At 69.7% G+C, this 22644-nt stretch carries 25 protein-coding genes and 1 tRNA gene; 19 read left to right on the top strand and 7 right to left on the bottom strand.

Translation table 11 applies throughout. The annotated features are described in order from the left end of the window. Positions 1–3 precede the first annotated feature (3 nt). Positions 4–276, bottom strand: a complete 273-nt coding sequence (locus M446_RS36800) for a hypothetical protein (RefSeq protein ID WP_150108585.1) — start codon at positions 274–276, stop codon at positions 4–6. A gap of 232 nt (positions 277–508) precedes the next feature. Between M446_RS36800 and M446_RS36795 the strand changes: the two genes are divergently transcribed. Beyond that, positions 509–1063: a hypothetical protein gene (locus tag M446_RS36795; protein ID WP_012331121.1), complete on the top strand. Its 555-nt coding sequence runs from the start codon at positions 509–511 to the stop codon at positions 1061–1063. Between the two features lie 182 nt (positions 1064–1245). Next, positions 1246–2397 carry a tyrosine-type recombinase/integrase gene (locus M446_RS38530; protein WP_012331119.1) on the top strand — a complete coding sequence of 384 codons (1152 nt, stop codon included), beginning with the start codon at positions 1246–1248 and terminating at the stop codon, positions 2395–2397. Positions 2398–2409: 12 nt separating this feature from the next. Here the strand turns inward: M446_RS38530 and M446_RS05600 are convergent. Continuing rightward, positions 2410–2486: transfer RNA gene (locus tag M446_RS05600), tRNA-Arg, on the bottom strand. A 118-nt stretch (positions 2487–2604) separates the two neighbouring features. Beyond that, positions 2605–4038: an NAD-dependent succinate-semialdehyde dehydrogenase gene (locus M446_RS05595; RefSeq protein ID WP_012331118.1), complete on the bottom strand. Its 1434-nt coding sequence runs from the start codon at positions 4036–4038 to the stop codon at positions 2605–2607. Between the two features lie 256 nt (positions 4039–4294). On the opposite strand from M446_RS05595, the gene gspD reads away from it, so the two are divergent. Further along, a complete protein-coding gene (gene gspD / locus M446_RS05590) occupies positions 4295–6688 on the top strand; it encodes a type II secretion system secretin GspD (protein WP_012331117.1) in 2394 nt (797 codons plus the stop codon). Positions 6689–7236: 548 nt separating this feature from the next. Here gspD and M446_RS05580 read toward each other — a convergent pair. Both M446_RS05580 and M446_RS38000 read right to left on the bottom strand, forming a co-directional pair. Next, entirely contained in the window at positions 7237–7851 is a 615-nt protein-coding gene (locus tag M446_RS05580; RefSeq protein ID WP_012331115.1) for a GspMb/PilO family protein, read from the bottom strand. After that, positions 7848–8954, bottom strand: coding sequence for a hypothetical protein (locus M446_RS38000; protein WP_012331114.1), 1107 nt, complete (start codon positions 8952–8954; stop codon positions 7848–7850). The genes M446_RS05580 and M446_RS38000 overlap by 4 nt, the downstream gene beginning before the upstream one ends. A 161-nt stretch (positions 8955–9115) precedes the next feature. Here M446_RS38000 and M446_RS05570 point away from each other — a divergent pair, with 161 nt between their 5' ends. Next, complete coding sequence (locus M446_RS05570; RefSeq protein ID WP_012331113.1) at positions 9116–10018, top strand: GspE/PulE family protein; 903 nt, start codon at positions 9116–9118, stop codon at positions 10016–10018. 29 nt (positions 10019–10047) lie between these two features. Here M446_RS05570 and M446_RS05565 read toward each other — a convergent pair whose 3' ends face one another. Beyond that, entirely contained in the window at positions 10048–10971 is a 924-nt protein-coding gene (locus M446_RS05565; RefSeq protein ID WP_083784636.1) for a tyrosine-type recombinase/integrase, read from the bottom strand. 29 nt (positions 10972–11000) lie between these two features. Beyond that, positions 11001–11342 (bottom strand): helix-turn-helix domain-containing protein, encoded by a 342-nt coding sequence (locus M446_RS34800; protein ID WP_083784635.1) that lies wholly within the window; start codon positions 11340–11342, stop codon positions 11001–11003. A gap of 759 nt (positions 11343–12101) precedes the next feature. Between M446_RS34800 and M446_RS05560 the strand changes: the two genes are divergently transcribed. The 15 genes from M446_RS05560 (at position 12102) to M446_RS38525 (ending at position 22403) form a co-directional block, all read left to right on the top strand. Beyond that, complete coding sequence (locus M446_RS05560) at positions 12102–12419, top strand: hypothetical protein (protein ID WP_150108584.1); 318 nt, start codon at positions 12102–12104, stop codon at positions 12417–12419. 343 nt (positions 12420–12762) lie between these two features. Continuing rightward, positions 12763–13035 (top strand): helix-turn-helix domain-containing protein, encoded by a 273-nt coding sequence (locus M446_RS05555; RefSeq protein WP_210161174.1) that lies wholly within the window; start codon positions 12763–12765, stop codon positions 13033–13035. Between the two features lie 213 nt (positions 13036–13248). Next, entirely contained in the window at positions 13249–14118 is an 870-nt protein-coding gene (locus M446_RS05550) for a bifunctional DNA primase/polymerase (protein ID WP_012331110.1), read from the top strand. Then, entirely contained in the window at positions 14105–15508 is a 1404-nt protein-coding gene (locus M446_RS05545; protein WP_012331109.1) for a phage/plasmid primase, P4 family, read from the top strand. The genes M446_RS05550 and M446_RS05545 overlap by 14 nt, the downstream gene beginning before the upstream one ends. Before the next feature lie 68 nt (positions 15509–15576). Then, on the top strand, positions 15577–16212 hold the full coding sequence (locus M446_RS05540; RefSeq protein WP_150108582.1) for a hypothetical protein: 636 nt from the start codon (positions 15577–15579) through the stop codon (positions 16210–16212). A gap of 120 nt (positions 16213–16332) precedes the next feature. After that, positions 16333–16779, top strand: a complete 447-nt coding sequence (locus M446_RS05535) for a hypothetical protein (protein WP_012331107.1) — start codon at positions 16333–16335, stop codon at positions 16777–16779. Between the two features lie 939 nt (positions 16780–17718). After that, complete coding sequence (locus tag M446_RS34795) at positions 17719–17949, top strand: helix-turn-helix domain-containing protein (RefSeq protein WP_012331106.1); 231 nt, start codon at positions 17719–17721, stop codon at positions 17947–17949. Positions 17950–17956: 7 nt separating this feature from the next. Next, a complete protein-coding gene (locus tag M446_RS05530; RefSeq protein ID WP_012331105.1) occupies positions 17957–18187 on the top strand; it encodes an excisionase family DNA-binding protein in 231 nt (76 codons plus the stop codon). Beyond that, the gene (locus M446_RS05525; protein ID WP_012331104.1) at positions 18184–18570 is read left to right on the top strand and encodes a hypothetical protein; all 387 of its coding nucleotides are present in this window, start codon (positions 18184–18186) and stop codon (positions 18568–18570) included. Before M446_RS05530 ends, M446_RS05525 begins: the two co-directional genes overlap by 4 nt. Beyond that, a complete protein-coding gene (locus M446_RS34790; RefSeq protein ID WP_012331103.1) occupies positions 18567–18905 on the top strand; it encodes a hypothetical protein in 339 nt (112 codons plus the stop codon). Before M446_RS05525 ends, M446_RS34790 begins: the two co-directional genes overlap by 4 nt. A gap of 416 nt (positions 18906–19321) precedes the next feature. After that, a complete protein-coding gene (locus M446_RS05515; protein WP_012331101.1) occupies positions 19322–20101 on the top strand; it encodes a hypothetical protein in 780 nt (259 codons plus the stop codon). A 16-nt stretch (positions 20102–20117) separates the two neighbouring features. Continuing rightward, positions 20118–20978, top strand: coding sequence for an HK97 family phage prohead protease (locus M446_RS05510; protein WP_012331100.1), 861 nt, complete (start codon positions 20118–20120; stop codon positions 20976–20978). Beyond that, on the top strand, positions 20975–21229 hold the full coding sequence (locus M446_RS05505; protein ID WP_012331099.1) for a hypothetical protein: 255 nt from the start codon (positions 20975–20977) through the stop codon (positions 21227–21229). Before M446_RS05510 ends, M446_RS05505 begins: the two co-directional genes overlap by 4 nt. Before the next feature lie 2 nt (positions 21230–21231). Next, positions 21232–21531, top strand: coding sequence for a hypothetical protein (locus M446_RS05500; protein ID WP_012331098.1), 300 nt, complete (start codon positions 21232–21234; stop codon positions 21529–21531). Between the two features lie 341 nt (positions 21532–21872). After that, the gene (locus M446_RS38525; RefSeq protein ID WP_210161173.1) at positions 21873–22403 is read left to right on the top strand and encodes a hypothetical protein; all 531 of its coding nucleotides are present in this window, start codon (positions 21873–21875) and stop codon (positions 22401–22403) included. The last annotated feature ends 241 nt before the right edge of the window (positions 22404–22644 follow it).

The raw sequence follows: 22644 nt of genomic DNA, 5'->3' as shown, positions 1-22644 counted from the left end.
CGCCTACAGCGCGGGCTCGAGCACAGCGCCGATGCGTGCGCCGCCCAGAGCTTCCACCCGAGGCTGGGCCCGATCGCGGCCGGGATCCTCGATGATGAAGCGCAGCGGCTCGATGACCTGCGCGACATCGTCCTGAAGGCGATCCGTGAGAGCACGCCGTAGACGGATGAGGAGGCGAGGCTTCGAGCCATCGAGCTGGTACGCCACAACGCGGAATGCGGGGACTGGGAGAAGGTGTCGACCATCGCCGTTCAGGCGGCGGCCGATGCTGCTCACGTCCGGTCGGAGTCTTGAGCGGCAGCGATCGAAACGCCGGGGTCAACGCGCCTCCGCAGCGGTATCCCACTTAGCTCACCTTGGCTCGTGCTGGTCCCGCCGCCGCGTCAATGCGGCGGCTCTCGTCTGTCCCCAGCGAACCAGCACCAAAACGGCTCCGATGCCTGCGCAATATCATTGACGCGACCGCATCAATCGTTCAGCATGCTCATCGATAGGATCGCAATCTGCCATGCTCGATGTGCCTCAGTTCCTCTTGGCGGACGCTGCCGCGGTTACCGGCATGGAGTTCAACACGCTCCGCAGCCAGATCTCGCGGGGCGCGGTACCGCTGACCGGCAACGATCAGCCCGCGGAAGGGCGTGGCGGGCGTTACCTGGTGACGCTTCGCACCGTCTATCTCATCGCACTTATCGCAGAGCTGACCAGCTACGGGATGTCTCCGGGCCAAGCGTCGCTGGCCGCCCAGAAATTCACACACTTGGTGATTTTTTACGAAGATCCCGCCAAATCGAGAAAAGCTGGTGAATTATTTCCGGAAGGTTTGACCATACTATTAATTTTTAGTCCACCACCAAGCGTTAAGAACTCGGATCCTAGTAGCACGCTTGGACATGGTGCGTCGACTATTTTGGTCAACATTACCGACGACCGGGATTACATCGATCTCTGCAAGTCGCTACTCAACAAGCGCTCGTCGGCGATATTCGTGAACTGCAACGACATCGTCAGTCGTGTTAACGCAAAAGTGGAAGCTCTACGCTCCCGCCGGCATAAAGAGGCGTAAGATGTCGCGTCGGCCGACCATTACTCAGACCCAGGTCAAGCGCATCCTGAAGGGCGCCACGGAGGCAGGCCTCAAGGTCGGCCGCCTCGAGGTCGATCCCGTGACCGGTCGCCTCAGCCTTACGATAGGGGAGGGGAGCACCTCTACCGACATGACGTTGCGCGAGAAATGGAAGGCCGGCCGTGGTTCGCGCTAACTATCCGGGCACGTTCCCGACCTACAAGACCCTCAAGGACGGCACGCGCCGGACCTACTGGTACCACCGCGCGACCGGCATGCGGCTCGACGGTGAGCCGGGCTCCCGTGAGTTCCTGCTGAGCGTCGCCGAGGCGGAGAAGACGCTAAAGGCGCGACACACGGGCGACAACTTCGACGGCCTCATCCGCGAGTACACGGCCTCCCTAGAATTCACCGACAAGCTCTCCGCCTCCACGCAGCGTGAATATCGGCGCATGCTGGCGAAGGCCGAGAGCGAGTTCGGCGACATGCCGCGCGAGGTCCTGAACGACCCGGCCGTGCGCGGTGACTTTCTGGATTGGCGTGCGAAGGTCGCCCGTGCCTCGGGCGAGCGCGAGGCGGACAACCGCCTCTCCGTCATCTCGGCCATGCTGACCTGGGCACGGGAGAACGGCCGGATCCACGCCAACCACATCCAGGGCTTCAAGCGCCTCTACCACGTCGACCGGTCAGAGATCATCTGGCTACCTGAGCACATCCACGCCTTCATGCGCGTGGCACCGATCGAGTTGCAGCGCGCGCTCATCATGGCGCTTCACACCGGCCAGCGGCAGGGCGACCTGCTGGTGCTGCCCTGGTCCGCATACGACGGCACCGCCATTACGCTCAGGCAGGGCAAGAGCGCCCGCGGCAGGCGCGTGGCGCCCCTCGTCGCCATCCCGTGCACTCAGGCCCTCCGGCTCATGCTGGACGGCATGCAGCGTGTTTCACCGCTGATCCTGACCACCAAGACGGGGAGGGCGCTGCAGAAGCGGTACTTCGCCCGGCTGTGGGAGGAGGCGACGATCGAGGCCGGCCTCGACCGGATCACACTCCCGGGCCTCGCCGAGCCGGTGAGCCTGCACTTCCACGATCTGCGCGGGACAGCGGTGACGATGCTGTCCGAGGCCGGCTGCCAGCCACAGCAGATCGCGACCATCACCGGTCACTCGCTCAAGACCGTGACCGTGATCCTCGACCGCTATCTCGCCCGCACGCGGGCGCTGGCGGACCAAGCGATCTTCAACTGGGAGAACTCGCCACGAACAGAATTTGCAAACCGACTGCAAACCAGCCCTCCGGAGCCGAAAGCCCCGAAAGGAAAAAACCATGCGTAGCAAGAAGTTAGATGGCGCGCCCGAAAGGATTCGAACCTCTGACCCCCAGATTCGTAGTCTGGTGCTCTATCCAGCTGAGCTACGGGCGCCTGGCCGGGAGGCAGCGGCCTCCGTCGGTGGGGGGTGATCTAGAGGGTCCGGATCGGCTTGGCAACCCCTAAATCGCCGGCAAGGGACCGGCGCCGTGGGGCGCCGGCCGGGAGCCGCTCAGAAGCCGGCCTGGGTGACGAAGCGGGTGTTGAGGTAGCCCTCGATCGCCTCCGAGCCGCCCTCGCTGCCGTAGCCCGAATCCTTCACGCCGCCGAAGGGCGTCTCCGGCAGCGCGATGCCGTGGTGGTTGATCGACAGCATGCCGCTCTCGATGCGGGTGGCGAGCTTCTGCGCCGTCTCGGTCGAGCCCGTATAGGCGTAGGCGGCCAGCCCGTAGGGCAGGCGGTTCGCCTCGCCGAAGGCCTCCTCGTCCTCCGAGAAGCGCTGGATCGCCGCGATCGGCCCGAACGGCTCCTCGTTCATGATCCGCGCGTCGAGCGGCACGTCCGTGAACACCGTCGGCTCGAAGAAGTGGCCGCGGTTGCCGAGGCGCTTGCCGCCCGTGCGCAGGCGCGCGCCCTTCGCCTCCGCGTCGGCCACGAAGCCCTCCATCGCCTCGATCCGCCGGCCATGGGCGAGGGGGCCCATCGTCACCCCCTCCTCCAGGCCGTTGCCCACGGTCAGGGCCCGGGCATAGCCGACGAAATCGTCCACGAAGCGGTCGAAGACCGAGTCGTGCACCAGGAAGCGCGTCGGCGCCACGCAGACCTGGCCGGCATTGCGGAACTTGTTGGCGCCGAGCACCTTCACGGCCTTGTCGACATCCGCGTCGCGGAAGACGATCGCCGGCGCGTGGCCGCCGAGCTCCATCGTCGCCCGCTTCATGTGCTGGCCGGCCAGGGCCGCCAGCTGCTTGCCCACCGCCGTCGAGCCCGTGAACGACATCTTCCGGATCACCGGATGCGGGATCAGGTAGGACGAGATCGTCGCCGGGTCGCCGAAGACCAGGCCCAGCACGTCCCCCGGCACGCCCGCGTCGAGGAGCGCCCGGATCAGCTCGGCGCAGCTCGCCGGCGTGTCCTCCGGCCCCTTCAGGATCACCGAGCAGCCGGTGCAGAGGGAGGCCGCGACCTTGCGCACCGCCTGGTTGATCGGGAAGTTCCAGGGCGTGAAGGCCGCCACCGGCCCCACCGGCTCGCGCAGCACGATCTGCATCACGCCCTCGGCCCGGGGCGGGATCACGCGGCCGTAGGCCCGCCGGCCCTCCTCCGCGAACCAGTCCATCGTGTCGGCGCCCGCCATCACCTCGACGCGGGATTCCGCCAGCGGCTTGCCCTGCTCCTGGGTCATGATCCGGGCGATGGCGTCGGCGCGGCTCCGCAGCAGGTCGGCGGCCTTGCGCAGCACCTTGCTGCGCTCGAAGGCCGAGACCTTGCGCCACGCCGAGAACCCCCGCTCGGCAGCGGCGAGCGCGGCGTCGAGATCCTCCCGCGTCGCCACCGCGAGCTGGCCCAGCGTCTCGCCGGTCGCCGGATTCAGGATCGGAAGCGTCTGGCCGGCGCCGCCGCGGCGCCACTCACCGGCGATATGCAGTTGAACATCGGGAAACATCGGGCGGCCACTCCTCAACACCGCGGGGGCAACGGCCCGGATCTAGCGCGTCGGGCCCCGAAAGGCACGCCGCGCCGCACCCGCGGCCACCGCGCCGGGCCGGTCCGCCCCCGCCGCCGTGCCGCAAGGGGAGAGTTGTTGTCAGGGGTGACTGCGCGCAGAAAGTGCAGATCCCGGCGCGTGCCGCCGCTTTACTCTTGGTTAAGCATGCGGATCGTAAGGATCTCTTTACGCTGAGTTGGCGCAGGAGAGGGCGATGCGGGGGAGGGCGAAGGCTTGGCGCGCCGTCCTCGAGATGGCGCTCGCCCTCGGGAGCGGCGGGACTCCGCCGGCGGGCGCCTCCGACTACGGCCTGCGCGGCGCGATCGAGAGCGGCCCGCCCGCCGGCCCGGCCCCGGCGCTGGTGCGGCGGGGCACCGACGTCTTCGTGCGCGGCGCGAGGGAGGCGGCCGCGCCGCTCCCGGAGGGCAACGTCACGCTCAACCTCGTCAACGCCCCGGTGGCGGTGGCGGCGCGGGCGGTGCTCGTGGACGCGCTCGGCTGGAGCTACAGCCTCGACGAGCGCGTCGCCGGCACCGTCACCCTGCAGACGGCGGGGCCGGTCAGCCGCGCGGCCCTGCTCGGCCTGTTCGAGAGCGCGCTCGCGGCGCGCGGCGTCACCCTGCGCCGCCGGGGCAGCCACGTGCAGATCCTCCCCGCGGGCGCCCCGCCGCCGCCCTCCGGGGTGCGCGGCACGCCCGATGCCGCGGGCGAGCCCGGGGCGCAGGTCATCCCCCTGCGCTGGATCTCGGCGGGCGAGATGCAATCCATCCTCGCGGCGGTGGCGCCGCGCGACCTCGTCCTGCGGGCCGACCGCACCCGCAACCTGCTCATCGTCTCCGGCGACCGCGCCCAGATCCAGGCCCTGCGCGAGACGATCGCGGTCTTCGACGTCGACTGGATGCGCGGCCTCTCGGTGGCGATGGTGCCGGTGCGGCGGGCGAATCCCTCGGCGATCGCCCGCGACCTGGCGGAGGTGTTCGGCGGCGAGGCCTCGGGGGCGGGCGCGATGATCCGCTTCCTGCCCAACGAGGCGCTCGGGGCGATCCTGGTGGTGAGCTCGCGCGCCCTCTACCTCGACCGGGCGCGGGAATGGATCGCCCGGCTCGAAGTCGTGGCGGCCGATCGCGAGCGGCAGCTCTTCGTCTACCGCATCCAGAACCGCTCGGCGAAGGAGCTCGCCGCCGTGCTCCAGGGGGTCGTCTCCTCCGACCCGACCATGGCGAGCGCGCCGGGCGCCGCCGCCTACGGTTCCGCGGGCGGCGGGGCGGGCCTGAGCGGCGGCTTCGCCGATGCGGGCGGCTTCGGCGGCTTCGGCGGCGGGGCGGCCGGGACGGGTCCGGCGGGCGCGGGAGGGTTCGGCGGCCCGCCGGGCGGCGCCGGCGCTCCCGCGGGCGGGGGGCCGGGGGCAGGCCCGTCCGGCGCCTTCGGCGGCGGATCGCCCGGCGCCTTCGGGGGGCCGGCCGCTGCCCTCGGCCCGGGCGGGGCCGGGTCCGGCGTCTCCGGCGCCGGCGGGTTCGGCGGCGGGGCCATGGAGGCGGGCTTCTCGGGCAGCGCCCTCTCCGGCATGGGCGAGGCCGGGGGCTCGGGCGCGGTCTACGGCAGCGGCGCGCGGCGGGGCGGGATCGGCATCGTCGCCGACGAGACCAACAACAGCCTCGTGATCTCGGCGACCCGGACCCAGTACGAGAAGATCCTCCGGATCCTCGGCCGCCTCGACGCGCGCCCGACCCAGGTGCTGCTGGAGACGGTGATCGCCGAGGTGACGCTGAACGACAAGCTCGAATTCGGGGTGCAGTGGTTCCTGAAGAACGGGGGCTCGCGCTTCAACCTCGCCCAGTCCGACACGGCGGCGTCGGTCGCGAGCGGGACGAGCGGCGCCGGCGCCCTGGTCAGCGCGGCGATGCGCGGCGTGCCGGGCTTCAACTACCTGCTCAACGACGCGGATTTCCACGTCGTGCTCAACGCCCTGCGGGGCGTGACCCGGGTCAACGTGCTCTCCTCGCCCAACATCACGGTGCTCGACAACCGCACCGCGCGCCTCCAGATCGGCGACCAGGTGCCGATCGTGAAGCAGAGCGGCCAGAGCGCGCTCGCCGGCAACGCGCCGATCCTCAACCAGATCGAGCTCAAGGACACCGGCGTGATCCTCTCGGTCACGCCGCGGGTGAACAAGAACGGGCTCGTCGTCCTCGACATCAACCAGGAGGTCAGCGACGTCGTGCCGACCACGACGTCGAACATCAACTCGCCCACCATCCGCCAGCGGCGGGTCGCGACCTCGGTGGCGGTGTCGGACGGGCACAGCCTGGCGATCGGCGGCATGGTCCAGGAGAAGGCGCAGATCGGCACCGAGGCCCTGCCGGTGCTCGGCGACCTCCCGGTGATCGGCCCCGCCTTCCGCAACAAGTCGGATCTGCGCGTGCGCACGGAACTGATCGTGTTCCTGCGCCCGAAGGTGATCCGCGGCACGGCCGACGCCGACCGCATCGCCAGCGACTTCCGCGACCAGGTCCGGACGATGATGCCGGTGCGCCCGGTCAGCGCGCCGCCGCCTCTGGAAGAGGTGCCAGCCGGAGTGCAGGGGCTGCGCCAGCGGATCCTGGACTGACCCAGGGCTGCCCGCCCGGAGGCGCCGCGCCCGGCGCGGGGGGCGCGGGTGGCGCGGCGGCGGGGGGAGCACGACCGGCGGCCCGAGCAGGTCCAGGGCGGCGCGGCGCTCCGCCCGGTCCGCCACCTCGACGCGACCGGGCGCGATGGCGGTGATCCGCCACGCCTCCGGCCCCTCGCCGGGGGCGCGCCATTCCGGCGGCCCGCTCCCGTCGTCGATCAGCGCGCGGCGCCGGGGTCCGTCGACCAGCACGCCGAGGAGCGACAGGGTCGTGCCCGGGTTGGGCATCCCGAACGCGTCCTCCCAGCTGCCCAGCGCGGTCCAGGCCCGGCGCCCGGGGTCGAAGAGCGGCTGCCGCAGCGCCCCGCCGCGGCCGCCGGGGCCGGGGCCGGGGCCCGCGGCCGGACCGGGCGCGGGCGCGGGCGGGGGCGCGGCATCGACCGGCCACAGCCCGGCAGCCAGGGCGACGGCCGCCGCGAGGGCCAGGACGGCGCGCGGGACGGCGCCGCTCTCGGCCGCCAGCCGGCGCAGGGCGGCGAGGCGCGGGCTCATCGGGCGCCCCCCTGGGGGGGCGGTGCGCCCCCCTGAGGGGGCATCGCTCCCCCCTGGGGGGGCGGGGCGGCCCCTTGGCGGGGCGGTGCGGCCCCTTGGCGGGGCGGCACGACGACGCCGCGCGCCGCGAGCGCGAGCTGGAGCAGCGTCGGCCGCTCCGCCTCGGGCTCGGCGGCCTGGACGATCGTGAGGTCGGCGCGGTCGAGCACGACGAGGGGCTCCTCCGTCTCCAGGGCGAGCAGCAGGCCGCGCAGGCCCTCCGTGGTGCCGCGCAGCACCGCGGCGAGGCGCGGGGCCTCGAGCCGCCCGGGATCGGGCTCGACGTGCACGGCATCCACGAGGACGGCGCGGCCGGCCGCCAGGGCGTCGAGCCGCGCCCGGAAGGCGGCGAGGAGGGCCGGCGCGTCGGCCGCGAAGAGGGGGACCAGGCCGGTCGGGCGCGCGGCCGCCTCGCTCACCCGGCCGAGGAGCGCGCGGGCGCGGTCGATCTCGCGGGCGCCCTCGATCAGGGGAGCGAGCGCCGCGGCGGCGAGGGCGGCGGCCGCCGCGAGGGCGAGGAGGGCCGGCAGCGCCGCGCGGGACGGGCGGGGGAGGGCGGGCAGGCGCCTCACCGCGGCGGCTCCGCGGGCCGGGGCGGCGGCGCGCCGCGCGGCGGCACCGTGCCGCGCAGCGGCACCGCGAGGACGGCGCGGCCCGCCCCGTCCTCCGCCAGGAGGCGGGCCGGCCCGAAGGCGGGGACGCGGGCGAGGGCCCGGAGGGCGGGCGCGGCGTCGGGCGCGCGCAGGCCGAGGGTGAGCCCGCCCGCGTCGAGGTGCAGGGTCTCGGCCGAGACGGAGCCGGGCAGCGCCTCCGCGAGGGCGTCCCAGATCGCGGCCAGGGGCGGGCGGGCGGCGCGCTGCGCCAGCAATTCGGCCGCGACGGCCGGGACCGGCGCGGGCGGGCGCGCGGGGGCGGCGCGGCGGGCCGCCAGCGTCGCGGCGTCGAGGGCGGCGAGGGTCGCGGCCTGGTGCCCGCGCCAGAGCCCGTGGGCCGCGATCAGGAGCCCGGCCGCGAGCGCGAGCGCCAGGGCGTCGCCGGCCCGCAGCCCGGCGAGGCGCCGCGGCAGGGCCCGGCGCCCGCCGCTGAGGAGGTCGACCGGCAGGGTGCGGTCCTCCTCCAGGCCGACCACCACCGGCCCCGCCGCCAGGCCCGCGGCCGCGAGGGCGCCGAGGAGCGGATCGAGGCGGCTGCGCTTGACGACGCAGTGGCGGATTCTGAGCCGGCCGGCCTCCTCGCCGATCACGAACCAGTCCCCGTAGATCGCGGCGGCCCGGAAGGGCGTCGCGGCCTCGAGTTCGCGGTCGAGCACCTCGCGCATGCGCGGCAGCGCGCCGGCGGGCAGGGAGAGGGTGCGCAGGAAGCAGAGGTCGGGCGGCACCAGGACCTTGACGCGCACGGCGGCGCGGCCGGCGCCGCGGATCGCTGCCAGGCGCTCGGCGAGGTCGCCGAGATCCGGCGCGAGGCGGTAGCTGCGCGGCTCCGCTCCCCTGCGGTCGAGGAGGACGAGGTCCCCGCCGGGTTCCAGGCGCAGGACGAGGTCCGACTCGGCGCGGTCGCGGCGCTCCTCCTCGCCGAACAGGGAGGCGGCCTCGGCGAGCCACCACCCGGCGCGGGGCAGCCAGCGCGGCCAGAGGGGCGAGGCCGCGAGGGCCTGGAACCCGTGCGGGGCGCGCACGCTCAGCGCCTCCCCAGGGTCAGCACCGGGACCGGGATCCGCCTCATCTCGCCTCCCCCTGCGGCCGCGCCGCGCCCTCCGCCGGTGTCAATCCTTAACTGCCCGGCCTTTAGATTTGCTTGCGGGCCGGACGGGCCGCTTCCTCTCGGGCAGGAGGCCGCATGCTGACGATCTGGACCGGCAAGACGCGGCCGCGGCGGCCCCGGCCGGACCGGCGCGGCGCCGACCGAGACGGAGCCGACCCCGCCCGCCGGCTCCTCCACGACCTCGCGGGCATGCAGGTGCTCGACGCGGCCGGCCTGGAGCGCGCGCTCGCCGCCCTCGACCTGCCGGGCCGCCGCCCGCTCCCGGTGCTGCTGACCGAACTCGGCCTCGTCCACGAGACCACACTGGTCACGGCGCTCGCCGAGGCGACCGGCCTGCCGATCCTGCGCGAGGAGGACCTGCCGGCCGAGCCGGTCCTGCCGGAGCTGATCACCGCCGAGTACTGCGCCCGGGCCCGGGTGCTGCCCCTCGCGGCGGATGCGGAGACCCTCGCGGTCGGGCTCGTCGACGCGCTCGATCCGGAGATCCCCGCCGCCCTCGCCCACCTCACCGACCGCCGGGTCGCCCCGCGCCTCGTCGGGCCGAGCGCCTTCGAGCGCCTGCACCGGGCCGTCTACGGCGATGCCGGCGAGGCGGAGGCGGGCGAGGGGCTCGACGACGACCTCGCCCGCCTGCAGGACGTGGCGAGCCAGGCGCCGATCGTGCGGCTCGCCGCCCGCCTCGTGCGCAAGGCCTTCGAGCTCCAGGCCTCCGACATCCACCTGGAGGCCGAGGAGGCGGAGGTGCGCGTCCGCTACCGGATCGACGGCGTGCTGGTCGAGGCCGAGCGCCTCGCCCGCAGCGTGCAGCTGCCGCTCACGACCCGCATCAAGATCCTGTCCGGGCTCAACATCGCCGAGCGGCGCCTGCCCCAGGACGGCCGCATGAGGGTGGCGGATCGCGGCCAGGACGTCGACATCCGCATCTCGACCCTGCCGACCGCCCACGGCGAGAGCGTCCCTCGGTGCTCCCGCGTGTGAAGTGTCTCTAGTGATAGGGTTTTCGCTTCCTAATGTACAGCCGGCGTCGGGGATCGGTCGGGACTTTTCGCTCCGCCCGCCCCACGCACCGCCGCTTCCATGGCGGCGACGACGTCGTCTTGCATCACGTGGGCGTACTTCGTCGTCGTGGAGATGTTTGAGTGCCGAAGCAGCGCCTGCGCAACCCGGAGGTTGCCGGATGCGCGCAGGATCCGCGTCGCCGCGGTGTGGCGGTTATCGTGGAACCGGTAGTCGGGCAGGATCGGCTTCACGGCCCTCCCGAACGCCGTCTTCAGGCCCTCGTAGGTGATCGGCCGGCGCGCGCCCTTCCGAACTTCCCGGCCGCCGTTCCGGACCTGGTAGGTGAAGACGACCTCCGAGTCGTGCTCCCGGAGTGTGCACAAAAGCTCGCGCACGGTCGGTGACAGCGGGATGGTCGCCAGCTTGTCGCCCTTGCCCCGGATCCAGATCTGACGGCCGCCCCAATCCACGTCCGCCCAACGCAGGTTCACGCACTCGGCAAGCCGGCAGCCGGTCAACAGCGCGAAGCGGACGATGGGGTGGTAGTCCTCGCGGAGGACGGCAAACATCCTCGCCTCCTCATCCTCGCGCAGTTCGCGCACTCGCTCCTGCGGTTGCTTGAGCCGATACCTGCGCCAATCGACTGCCGTGACGGGCTCCCCCCAGACGCGCTCCGCCCGAAACACGATCGTGCGCAGCACGTCCGTTACCCTGTTCACTGTCGCCGGCTTCAGCACCGTGCCGGTGCGCGTTTTGCAGGCCCGACGTTTCGCCACCAACGCCGCAACGAGGCGGCCATCGACCGCTTTGAGGGGGCGATGGTTGCCGATTTCGATCTGAAGCCAAGACAGAACCGGCAGGAGGTTCGCTCGCGACTTCACATGTTGGCCGACCTCGTTCCAGTACCGGGTTGCCGCGACCCCGAAGGTCATCGGCTGTCGGCCTAGAGATCGTGCGTCTGCTATTTGCTCTGCCGCTTCTTTGCGGCGCTCTTTTTCAAAAGCTTCGGCTTCGCGCTTGCTCGTGCAGCGCGTAGAGCCGTGAAATCGATGACCGCCGAGCTGGAAATCATAGAGGTAGTACGGTCTGCTTTTGGGTTTGTAGATTGACACTGGCGTTGTCTCCTTGCCTCGATGAATGCAGCGAGATCGTCGGGATGAAACATCATCCGACGCCGCACAGTACCGCGGCCAATGTCGATGTAGGAAAGGTCGCCGTGCTTGACGTGGGCGCGCAGTGTCTCCCGGCAAATCCCGAGGTAGGCCGCGGCTTGCATAGGCGTGAGGAGGCCGGCGCGGGTCATCGCCAATCGCGATCCTGCAGATTACTTGAGGCGAATATCCACCTACTTCAAGACACTGTGCTGCTCGAACTCGGCAGAAATTGGCCCAAAGCGGGCTGAACCCGACATGGAGACTGAACACGGCGACAGGTAGCAGCGCGATTTTCGTTCCGAGTCACAGTAACGTCTGCCCGGCTCTCCGCTACGATCATCGCCGCCCCGCGGCATCGGCCGCGAGCCCGCGCTCGACGAGCGTACACACGGCCGCCTTCCATGACGGGATGATCGGTTGCGACCGCCGCCAGTTGTCGACCTGGCGCAACCAGGCCGGCGACACGGTCAATTGCTTGCGGACGAACGAATGATTGTCGGGTGGGTCGGGTCGTCTCAGTCGTGTCACACACGCCTCCCTTGCTGCCGGCATGATTGAGAGCAGCGGTGGAGTTGCGTGTCAAGCAGTCGTGGAGATCATACAAGGCGGGCGGCCAGTGTCTGTCAACTAACTCCAACGCCTGTTAGGTGACTAAGTTAGGTGACGCGCGCGTATCCTGCTGAAGGTGGGCGGAAGTGCCCGTATATTCGACCGACAAATTGTCGGTAGCCTAATCCTTTTTAACGATTGCTGTACACAGGCTCGGGTGCCATGAACAGGCGACCCGACCGGAGCTGGCAGGCCACGGTCGGGTCTAACCACAGTCGGACTAGGGTACGACCATGGCTCAAACAGTAATTAGCGCTTCAACCAGTCGAGTCGAGTCCTCACGCACGTTGGACCTAGATTTGCTCGGCCTCGGCGAACTGCTCTTGTTCTATGAGGCATTCACGGCCCGGGCGCGGTCCGCCGAGAAGTGCATCCTGGAGCTGCCCGATGACGCCCAGGACATAGCCCTGTACCAGCGCCTGGCCCTCGCGTGGGATGATGATGCCGACCGCCGTCTCGCCGTCATGCGCGAGATCGCGAGCCGTGAACCGCGAGACGGCGCGGAGTGGGAGGCGATCCACCTGATGCGTTGGCGCCACCACGCCGAGACCGGGCGGTGGATCGGCGGCGGCGCGGTCATCGACCTCGCCGAAGTTAGGAGACAGCGGCAGGGATAGGGCCCGAGCGGACCGGAACCCACTAGATCTTGTGTCTGATCGGGGTGCGACATATCGGCATCCCGTATCGGAGCTGGTCGCCCGGTGCGTTCGCTCGGCCCCGCAACTCCGCATCGCCGCTAAGCCGTTGCGGCGATGCGGCTTTGCGCTCTGAGGTGCCGCGCAAGACTAGATGGGCCAGTCATCTTGTGCCAGCCATGTGCCAGCCGATTTCGCGGATGTGCCAGCCGTTTAGGGAAGCTGTTTGACGTAAGGGGTCGCAAGATCATGCTTGCAACGGGACGTGACAGCTCCCACTCTCCTCTGAGCGCCCGAGCTTGGCGCAATTTCGGAGGACCTGAGTTTGAACGATGCTGCCACCCGGATGGCCCGGGCCCGTGCCTTCATCAAGAGGAAGGCGACCGAACACGACGCGATTACCCGCGTATTGACCCGACCGAGCGTCGACGCCAAGACCGCGGCCGAAGTGCTCGATCTAAGCTTGGCGGCTGCGCGCGCCGCGATTGTCCGCGGAGAGATCCCGGCAGTAAAGCTCGGCCGTAGCTATCGCGTGCCCACGCTCGCTCTGCGCGAGATGTTGGCCCTTCCTACCGGAGCGCCCCGCACCGCGCAGTAGACCGGCCCACCCCGACACGCCCTAGGAGAAAAACCGAAGCCGCCTCGTCACCGGGGCATGTCTACACGTGTACCCTGCCGTAGCTTGCCAAAGAAAGCAGCCCCGCTCAGCGGAGGCTGGCGGGGCTATTGAAAGTCAATTTCCATGAAAAGATCTAACGTTGTTTCGGCGCCGCGTCAAGACGCGGGCGCTGAAAATCTTGTCGCGCCTCCTGTGAACGCGGGGCGGACTAGCATCGCGTCGTGGCTCGCCGAGAATGGTGCCCCGGTGTTTCCGTTACACGGCATCCTGAGGGCAGACGACGGATCGCTCGCGTGCACGTGCGGGAACCCCAACTGCCGGCACCCGGGCAAGCACCCGATGGCCCGCTTCGCGCCGAGCGGCTTCAAGGACGCCACGACCGATACGCGAGCCGTGCGCCAGTGGTTCGAGGCCGTGCCGGGCGCCAACATCGGCATGGCCACGGGCAAGGTCACGATCATCGACGTCGACCCCCGGCACGGCGGTGACGCGACCCTGGCGGCCCTGGAGGCCGAGCACGGGCCTCTGCCCCACACGGTGCGGGCCAGGACCGGCGGCGGTGGGCAGCACATCTTCTTCCGACCGCCGGCCGGCGTCACGGTGGGGTGCTACGGCGACCCGAACAGCCCCTTGGGGCACGGCCTCGATGTGCGCGGCGCGGGCGGCTACATCGTCGCCGTGGGCAGCGACCACATCTCCGGCGGTCGCTACGAGTGGTCGGCCGAGCACCACCCGCTCCGGGGGGCACCCGTCGCCCCACTGCCCGAGTGGATGGCGGCACGCCTCGCCAAGCCCGAGCGCAAGGCGGCGCGACCCGTGTCGGAGTGGCGCGAGCTGGTGACCGAAGGCGTCACCGAAGGCGGACGCAACACCGCCGTCGCCAAGCTCGCCGGCTATCTCATCTGCCGACACGTCGACTTCGAAGTGGTGCATCAGCTCCTGCAGTGCTGGAACGAGATGCGGTTCAGCCCACCCCTTGAAGAGGACGAGGTCACCAGCGTCGTCGAGAAGATCGCCCGAGCGCAGATCCGCAAGATGGAGGCGCGCTATGTCGGGCTCTGAGAGCAGGATTATTAGCCTTGCCGAGAAGCAGGCCAAACTTCGCGAGGCTGCAACTTCATCCGACGAGGATCTGATCACCGAAGACGGCGTCGCTCTTGAGTTCGCAAAACAGTTCGAGGGGTTTCTTCGGTACAACGTCGACAGCAAGACCTGGCTTCACTGGACCGGGACGATCTGGGAGACCGATAAGGTCAAGCGCGCGTTCCAGTACGCACGCGAGCTGGCCCGCCGGGTGGCACAGGAGGCCCCGGGGCACTTGCGAGTGACGCACTCGAAGGTCGCCTTCGCCGCGAACGTCGAGACCTTCGCGAAGACCGACCCACGCCTCGTGACCGTCTACGAGGATTGGGACCTCGACCCGTACCTGCTCGGCACGCCGGGCGGGACCATCGACCTCAGGACGGGCGAGCTGCGGCCCGCGCTCCAGTCCGACATGATCACCCGGACCACCGCCGTGGCGCCGGCCGACACCGCGGAGTGCCCCCAGTTCCTGCAGTTCCTCGACGAGACCTTCGGGGGCGACACCGAGACGGTTCGGTTCCTGCAGCAGTGGTGCGGCTACTGCCTGACCGGCGACACGACGGAACAGCGGTTCGTCTTCGGTGAGGGCAAGGGCGGCAACGGCAAGGGGGTCCTGATCGGCACCGCCCTCGGCATCCTGAAGGACTATGCGACCGTGGTCGCTATGGAGGCCCTGACCGCGGCCAAGCACGACCGGCATCCGACCGAGATCGCGGCCCTGCGCGGCAAGCGCCTGGTGACGGCGAGCGAGACCGAGGGCGGCCGGGAGTGGGCGGAGGCGCGGATCAAGGCCCTGACCGGCGGGGACCGGATCAAGGCGCGGTTCATGCGCCAGGATGAGTTCGAGTTCCTGCCGCAGTTCAAGCTCTTCGTGATGGGCAATAACCGGCCGAGCCTGCGCAACGTCGATCAGGCGATGCGGCGTCGCTTGATCGTCGTGCCGTTCAACAACGACGTGCCGAAGGAGAAGCGCGATCCTGACCTTCCGAAGAAGCTGGAAGCGGAGTGGCCGGGCATCCTGCGCTGGATGATCGATGGCTGCCTTGACTGGCAGGCGAACCGCTTGATCAGCCCCAAGGCCGTTGAGGACAATACCGAAGAGTACTTCTCGGGGCAGGACCTCCTCGGACAGTTCCTGGCAGAAAAGTGTGACCTGGACCCCGGTAACGATCGTCTGACCGTAGGCTCTACCGAGCTGTACAACGCTTGGAAGAGCTACGCGCTTGTGAACGGCGAAGAGGCCGAAGCGCAGAAGGTGTTCAGCCCGAAGATCGCGGGCCGTGGCTTCCCGCAGATCCGCGGCGCGACGGGACGGGGGTTCTCTGGCATCCGGCTCAAGCCGTGCCCCGACTTCCCGCTAAACGCTTGATCTGACGAGATATCTTCCCCCTGCCCGGTGTGCCCCGCTGGGCAGGGGGATCAAGCCAGGAATGACGGATGACGGATCATGACGGATTAAACCCTTCCCGCCTCACGCGCGCGCCCGCGCGGGCGCGCGTGAAGGCCGATACGGAAGATCCGTCACGATCCGTCATCCGTCATCCCAACCCCCAGGGCCAACCCGAACCGGCCCGCCCAACCCGCCCCCCGGGCCTCATTCCTCTCGACGGGATCACCATGCCCACGACATCGAACACCACCCGCCGGCCGGGCCGATCGCCTGCGCCGGACGCCCTGACCCAGCAGCAGCGCGACGACGTCGCCGGGCTGGAGCACGTGCTCGCCTTCCTCGCCGCGACGCGCATCGACTACGAGGCCCGCGTCGCCGATGCACGTCGCGCCCGAGGCGAGCGGCCCACCTACAAGTTCCTCACGCCCGACGAGTGCCGCCGCGGGCTCGCGCGCCGGGGCCTCGACACCCTGCTTGAGGACCCGGTCGGCCATGCCCTCGACCGCGCCATCCGCGACGTCGGCACCCACCTCGCCCGGATCGGCGGCACCGCCCTGATGCACACGACGCTGGAACGCGTGGCCGAGAACGCCGACCACCCCGCGGGACGGGTACGGTCACTGGTTGCGGCCCGATGGGATGGCGTTGGCGACAAGGCCAGCGGCGACGTGTGGTGGACCTGAGCCGTAGGCCAGGAGCCCGCCCCACAGCCCGCTGAACGGCGTTCCCGACCGCCGACGTCCGATCCCACCCGCGACCCCATTGCGGCCGTCCACGGCCGCACCTCGAACCGGAGAACCGACGTGGATGCTTTCGACCTCGCCCCCCGCGCCAGCCGGTGCTTCGACGCGCTCGTGTCGGTCACCCGCGCGCTCTTGGTCCTCGAATTGCGGATGCGGATCGCCCACGACCAGGACGCGCCCATCGAGAACAGCCTCCGCCCCTGGTGCGAGACCCGGGGGCCCTCCTTCGACGACATCGCCGACGATCCGGTCCGGGCCACCTTTCGGCTGGGCCTCGCCGCGGTGGGCGACGAGCTGCACCGCATCGGCGGCACGATCGCGATGGCCGAGGCGCTGCGGCGGGTGTGCCAGCGCTATCCGGAATTCGGCGCCTACCTCGTCGACGTCATCGACGACGCGTGGACCTTCGTCGGCGGCGGTGACGACCCATGGCGGAATAGCCGGGCGCTCGACGCGGCGCTCGCAGCGCGTCGGCCCACGGCGCCGGCCCGATCCACGCCTATCTGACTTCGGAGCGTCAAAAGCGACACGGTGTCGTTTTTGCCGGCCCCATTCCCTGAGGTCATGACGGGCAGAGCCCGGCCAAGGGTGCGCAAGGGAAAGTTTATCAGGCTGATAAACTTTCTAAGGGCAGCTCCCCCGCGCACGCGGGCAGTCCTTAAAAGTTTCCCACAGTGGGAAACTTTCGGGGTCGCTTCCCCACGCACGCGGGCGCGAGCATCGGGGCCGAATTTCCACCAAGTGGAAGTTTGGCTCGCCCCATTCCCTAAGGCCATGACGGCCGGCGCTGCCCGCAGCGCGTCGGCCCACGGCGCCGGCCCGATCCACGCCTACTTCGGAGTGTCAAATTCAACACAATGTTGAATTTGCTCTTCCCCCTATTCCCTGAGGCCATGACGGGCAGAGCCCGGCCAAGGGTGCGCGCCGCCGGTCCGCGACACGGTAACGAAGCTGGAGCGTGCCGCCCACGTCGAGGAACGCAGGCGCAAGGCCCGCGAGGTCGTAGCGCGACCGGGCTGCTTTCCGCAGCAAGACCTCCGCCCCGAACCAACGTCGTCGCTTCCGACCGCCCCGCGTGACCTAGTGGTGCGACGATCTGCGTAATTGATCTTTTTCGCAATCCGTGGTTTAATGGGCGTAAGTTGTCGTACTCGCATGCGCCCGACCTTGCATCGGGCCCCGGTTCGACAGCCGAGAGCACAATCAGCCGATTAGGGCGGGGGCCTCGGGGGGGGTGCAGTCGGAGGTCTTCCCTATGAGGACCTACCCGGGGCTGCTCTACCAATCAGGTCCTCCGTCCTAGATTGTGTCAAGTTTGTGGTAAAGTATTTTGCCAGTCCGCAGGCGCCTCACGGCGCCTTTTTTCGTGCTCTGACGATCCGATAGCGCCGACCAAAGATCGGCCCGCACCGTTGCGACCAGTATATCCGCAAGGGAAATCTCGCCATGTCTGCCACATCTGCTCACGCCCGGGCCTCGGCTGCGGGCGATCTTCTCTATGGGGTCCGCGCCATCGCCGAACATCTCGGCGTGAACCGCCGACAAGCTCAGTACCTCGCCGAGGCCGGCAAGCTTCCGGTCTTCAAGGTGGGTAACGGCGCCACGATCTTCGCCCGCCGCTCCCGCCTCGACGCGTGGCTGCGCGAAGTCGAGACCGAAGGCGCAGCCCGCAAGTAGCCCGGCGGTGACGCTTCACCTCACCGAGCATGACCGGCTCGGCCTGTTGTCCGGCGTCGACCAGATCGCCGACTTCCTGAACTGCTCGCGCCAGCGCGTCGAGCGCATGATTGAGACCGGCCAGCTAGCGCCGGTCTTTTTTCTTGGTCGCACGCCGTGCGTGCGCCGCGAAACGCTCCGGGCTTGGCTTCGCGAGCCCGAAGAACTCGCCAGATCGGCTGGAAGCCGCAGATCGTGATTGAAATCGCAATTGAGCCCGCAGGCCGCGGGCAGTACCGGGCCTTCGTGGGCGACCGGGAGCTTGGCGTCTTTCGCGTGCCGCTGTGCGACGTCGCCCGGATCTTGAAGGCCGAGGGCACGCCCGACCGGACCCCGCTGGTGCTGCGACACGCGGCCGGGGCGGTCAGCCTCCGGTCGACGGTCGGCCGCGCCGCCGCCCTCACCGTCCGAGAGGATGACCGCTGGCTGCACCTCACGCGGTACGTGCCGTTCCAGATGCCCCGAGAAAGCACGAGCGGGTCGCCAAAAACGGCCGATCGGGGGTCGGCGGCTAGGCAGGTACCGGCCGACCCCAAACGGCCGCTGGCGAGCGCCCTGCCGGCAAGGGGCGGCCGGGGGTGACCGCGCCGCGCAAGCCGCTGGACGCCGCCGCCCGCGCCCGGCACGTCGAGGCCCAACAACGCTATCGCCGGCGCCACCCCGAGCGAGTGGCGGCGCAGGGCAAGGCTCAGCGTGCCCGCCGCCGCGGCGAACTGGTCTCGGAACCATGCCAGGCATGCGGCGACCCGCGGACCGAGATGCACCATCCCGATTACGCCGAGCCGTTGCGGGTCGAGCACTACTGCCGGCCCTGCCACGTGGCCGAACACGTAAGGCTCCGGGCCGAGCGCGCCGAACGCGCACCGCGTCCCCGGCGCGGTCTCGCCGTCGACCCCGTCGAGGTCCGGCCATCGTGAACACGAACCCCGTCCCGTGCCGCGTGGAGGCGACCGGGCCGGGTCAGGCGCGGTCGAGCGTGGCGCGGGTCTCCTGTCCCCCGAACGCCTCGCTCCCGCGCCCGGGCGGCGCCGCGATCTTCACGCGGCGCCGCCCCGTCTTCAGCGAACACCCCAGGCGCAGCGGCGAAGCGCTTCGGGGGAACCGGCTTCGGCCGGTGGGCCGTCACAGTTCAACGGGTTGCTGTGACGGCCCAGAAGAATTCGCGCCCGCTTGAGGTGTCGGGCGTGAGTAAAAGGGGGTGCCATCGAGGTCGAAGCCCGGGCCGGGTCGACCGACAACGGGAAGTGGGGCTCCTTCCCCCGACGTCTTAGACGTTTTTGCTCAAGGCCAAGCCTCGCAAACCCGGCCCACAACTCAAACTGATGGTACGAACATGAAGAACGCGATCAAGGCCATACTGCGCGCACGCACGGCGGCCGACGTCGAGACCGACATCGCCGCGCTGGTGAGCGCCGACGCCGCCCGCGCCGCGAAGCTCGCCGAGCTGCAGGCAGCCCGGACCGCCGCCGTCGAGGCCGGCGACGTCGACGCTGCCGAGGGCCACGAGCTGAAGCTCAACCGACTGCGCCTCGAAGCCGAGGCCGCCAGCGTCCGCAAGGCCAAACTGGAAGCGGAGGCCGCGGCGCTGCGGGAGGCCGAGGCCGAGGCGGGGCGCGTCGCCCGGTACGACGCTGCCCGGCGCGCCAGCGCCGAGCGCCGAAAGTTCATTGTCGAGACGTACCCGCGCCTGGCCCAGGAACTGGCGGAACTGCTCGGCAAGGCCGAGGACCTGGGCCGCACGATCGCCGAGGCGAACGCGGACTTGCCCGCGGGCCGGGAGCCGATCGCGAGCGGCGAGCCGCACCGGGGCCGTCCCGCTAAGCCCGAGCAGATCATTCCGAATGTGCAGAAGGTCCGCGTCCACCGGAAGACGGGGCAGACCCTGCTTCAGTATCGGCTCGACGACCCCGACGTGGTTGTGGAGGAGCGGGCGGGTAGCCCGACTATCATCTCGGCCGAACCTGCGGGCCCGCACCAGTCTATCCTGAAAGAAGTGCATCTCCCGGCCCTTGAATACGGCGCGCCCGCGCTGCGGCAGCGCGTCGTGTCGGAGGATGAAAAGCTCGGGGCTCAGCTCCGTAACGGCATGATCGGCGCCGCTTTCGTGGCCTGAGCAATCGAGAACTTAGATGTCTACCACACGCACCATCTATCGCGCAGCATCGCTGCGCTCCCAAAGCTTCAACGAAACCGAGAACACGATCGAAGTCGTGTGGACAACGGGAGCGCCGGTCCGGCGTTATTCCTTCGTCGACGGCGAGGAATTCGACGAAGTGCTCTCGCTCGAACCCGGCGCCGTTCGACTGGAAAAGCTGAACCAGGGCGCACCCTTCTGCGACACCCACATGTCCGAGTCGGTGCGGAACGTCATCGGCGTGGTCGTGCCCGGCTCGGCGCGGATCGTGGACGGGAAGGGCATTGCCACGATCAAGCTGAGCGACACCGACGACGTTCGTGACGCGGTGCGGAAGATCAAGACCGGCATCGTTCGCAGCGTCTCGGTCGGCTATTCGGTCTTCGAAGTTCACAAGACCGAAGCCCGTGACGGCCAGCCCGCCACCTGGGAAGTCACGGACTGGGAGCCCTTGGAAATTTCCTTGGTGCCAGTCCCGGCCGATGCCGGCTGCCACGTGCGCTCCGCTAAGGCGCCGGACGGCGGGAAGGCTAAGGGCAGTTCCCGCAGCGCCAAGCCGGCCAAGGCAGCGGCCAAGCCCTCCCCGAAAGGCCGAATGTCTCCCGCTTCGATCGAGGCGCAGCGACGCGCCGAGGTCTACGCACTCGCGGTGAAGGCCGGCCGGGAGGATCTGGGCCGGGAGGCCGCAGAAAGCGGCATGAGCGTTCGGGCCTTCAAGTCGCGCCTGCTCACCCTGCTCACGGCCGAGGGTCACGCCCGCGACGCCGACCCGCGCGACGCAGCCCGGCAGCAGGAGCGGCGGGAATTCCGGGCGGCCGAGAAGCATTGGCGCCGCGTGGCGGGGAGGCCGGTATGACGCTCAACGAATGCTCTGACGTCCAGGTCCTGAGGGAGATCGCGGACGTGCTCGGCTGCGCGCTGCAGCGCATCGAGTACTCGACCGGCGCGGTTGCCGACGCCCTTGATGAGCACGCCGACAGCCTGGACCCCGCCGGCCACACGATCGCGGGTCTCCTGAAAGAGCAGCGGGTTGACGCCCGCTCGGCCCTTCATTTGGCCGTCTCGCTCCTCAGGGGTGAGGCCAGTGCCGAGGCGGTGAGGCACTGACCATGACTTACGGTCTCGCTCGCATCGACCTCGACGACGGTCGAGCGATCTTCAGCTTCCCCGCCAAGCACGGCCACGAATTCGTCGTGGCGGACCCGACCGGCAGATGGCAGCCCGGGGTGTGGGACAGTGAGGCCGCGGCGCGTGCCTCGTTGAGCCTAACACCGGAAGAGCGGCACGCGCTGCAGGCCATGGCCAACCGCAAGGCGGGCGCGAAGGTCATCAGCCTGTCCGACATCTCGGCCTTGCCCGAGATCATCCACGAGGCGCACGCCGCCCGCCCGATGTGGTCGCCGGTCTGACCGGGCCGCACGGACCCGCGGCGGCCCCAGCCGTCTCGGCTCGGCCGAGGATCTCCGCACCCGCTGGCGGGGCCTCCCCTGCCACCCTACCCCCACCCCTGCTTGGGTCCTTCCCTAAGGGTGGAGGGGGAGGGTGACGCGCGAGGCTCGGTTCCTGGCTAGGTGCAGCCTCTCACCCCTTCTTAACCCCGCGCTCGCGAGGCGAACGCATGACGATCACGACTAAGTCTGCACTTGCGGCGGAGTTAGGAATAACTAAGGCGCGCGTCTCACAATACGTCGGGCGCGGCATGCCTGTACGCAGTGACGGCCGATTGGACCGAGAGACGTGCTTAAGCTGGGTGGCGGGCTCGCATTCCATTTCGTCCGGCAGCGACAAGGGCGCCGCACGCGCGCAGGCATTGGCGGCCGAGACGTCCAAGACGAAGGCGAAGGCGAAGGGCGCGTCGTCTCGCCCGTCTCGCGCGCCACGATCCGCACCGCTCGAGGCGCCCGCATCGCCTCAGCGCCCGGCGCTCCCGCGGGCCTACGCCAGCGCAGACCTCTGCACCGATGCGGAGGATCGGGCGGCGGTGCTGGGCATGATGTGCCTGACCTACCGGGCTCCTAGCCTCGTCGCCCCGCTCGCCGTCATGCTGGGGATCAAGCCGAGCCTCGCCTATCACCTCACGTCCCTGGTGCGGATCGCGCTCCTGCAGGAGGTCGAGGACGTCCTCGCTGAGATGGGGATCAAGCCGCGGGACTTGCTGTGGGAGCCCGAGGCATTCCGGGAGGTGGCCTGGTCCGCCCTGGCCAAGGAAGCCGGCGAGCCGGTGAACGTCGAGGCGTGGAAGACCGCTATGCTGCGGCGGTACCGTATTTCTCAATCCTGAGCTGCCGCCCTAGCAAGATGGCAACTCGCTCAAGGTTACGTTGCGCGAGAGCACGATCCAATTCGCGCAGCACCCGACACTTGATGAGCACTCTGGCAGACCGCTTCATGATAGCCCCTTGTGCGCCAGCTTTGCCGCGAAAGCATCGCTACTGGCATTACTTGAAGGCTATTTTACAGCAGGCTTACAGCCGCGGCCACATACCCAAATGGTGCAGAGTGACACAGGCTGGCCACTCTGA

Source organism: Methylobacterium sp. 4-46 (genome assembly GCF_000019365.1).
In the GTDB taxonomy this organism is placed as follows: Bacteria; Pseudomonadota; Alphaproteobacteria; order Rhizobiales; family Beijerinckiaceae; genus Methylobacterium.
Note: the sequence above shows the minus strand (reverse complement) of the source record. Positions and strands in the feature narration are given on the sequence as shown.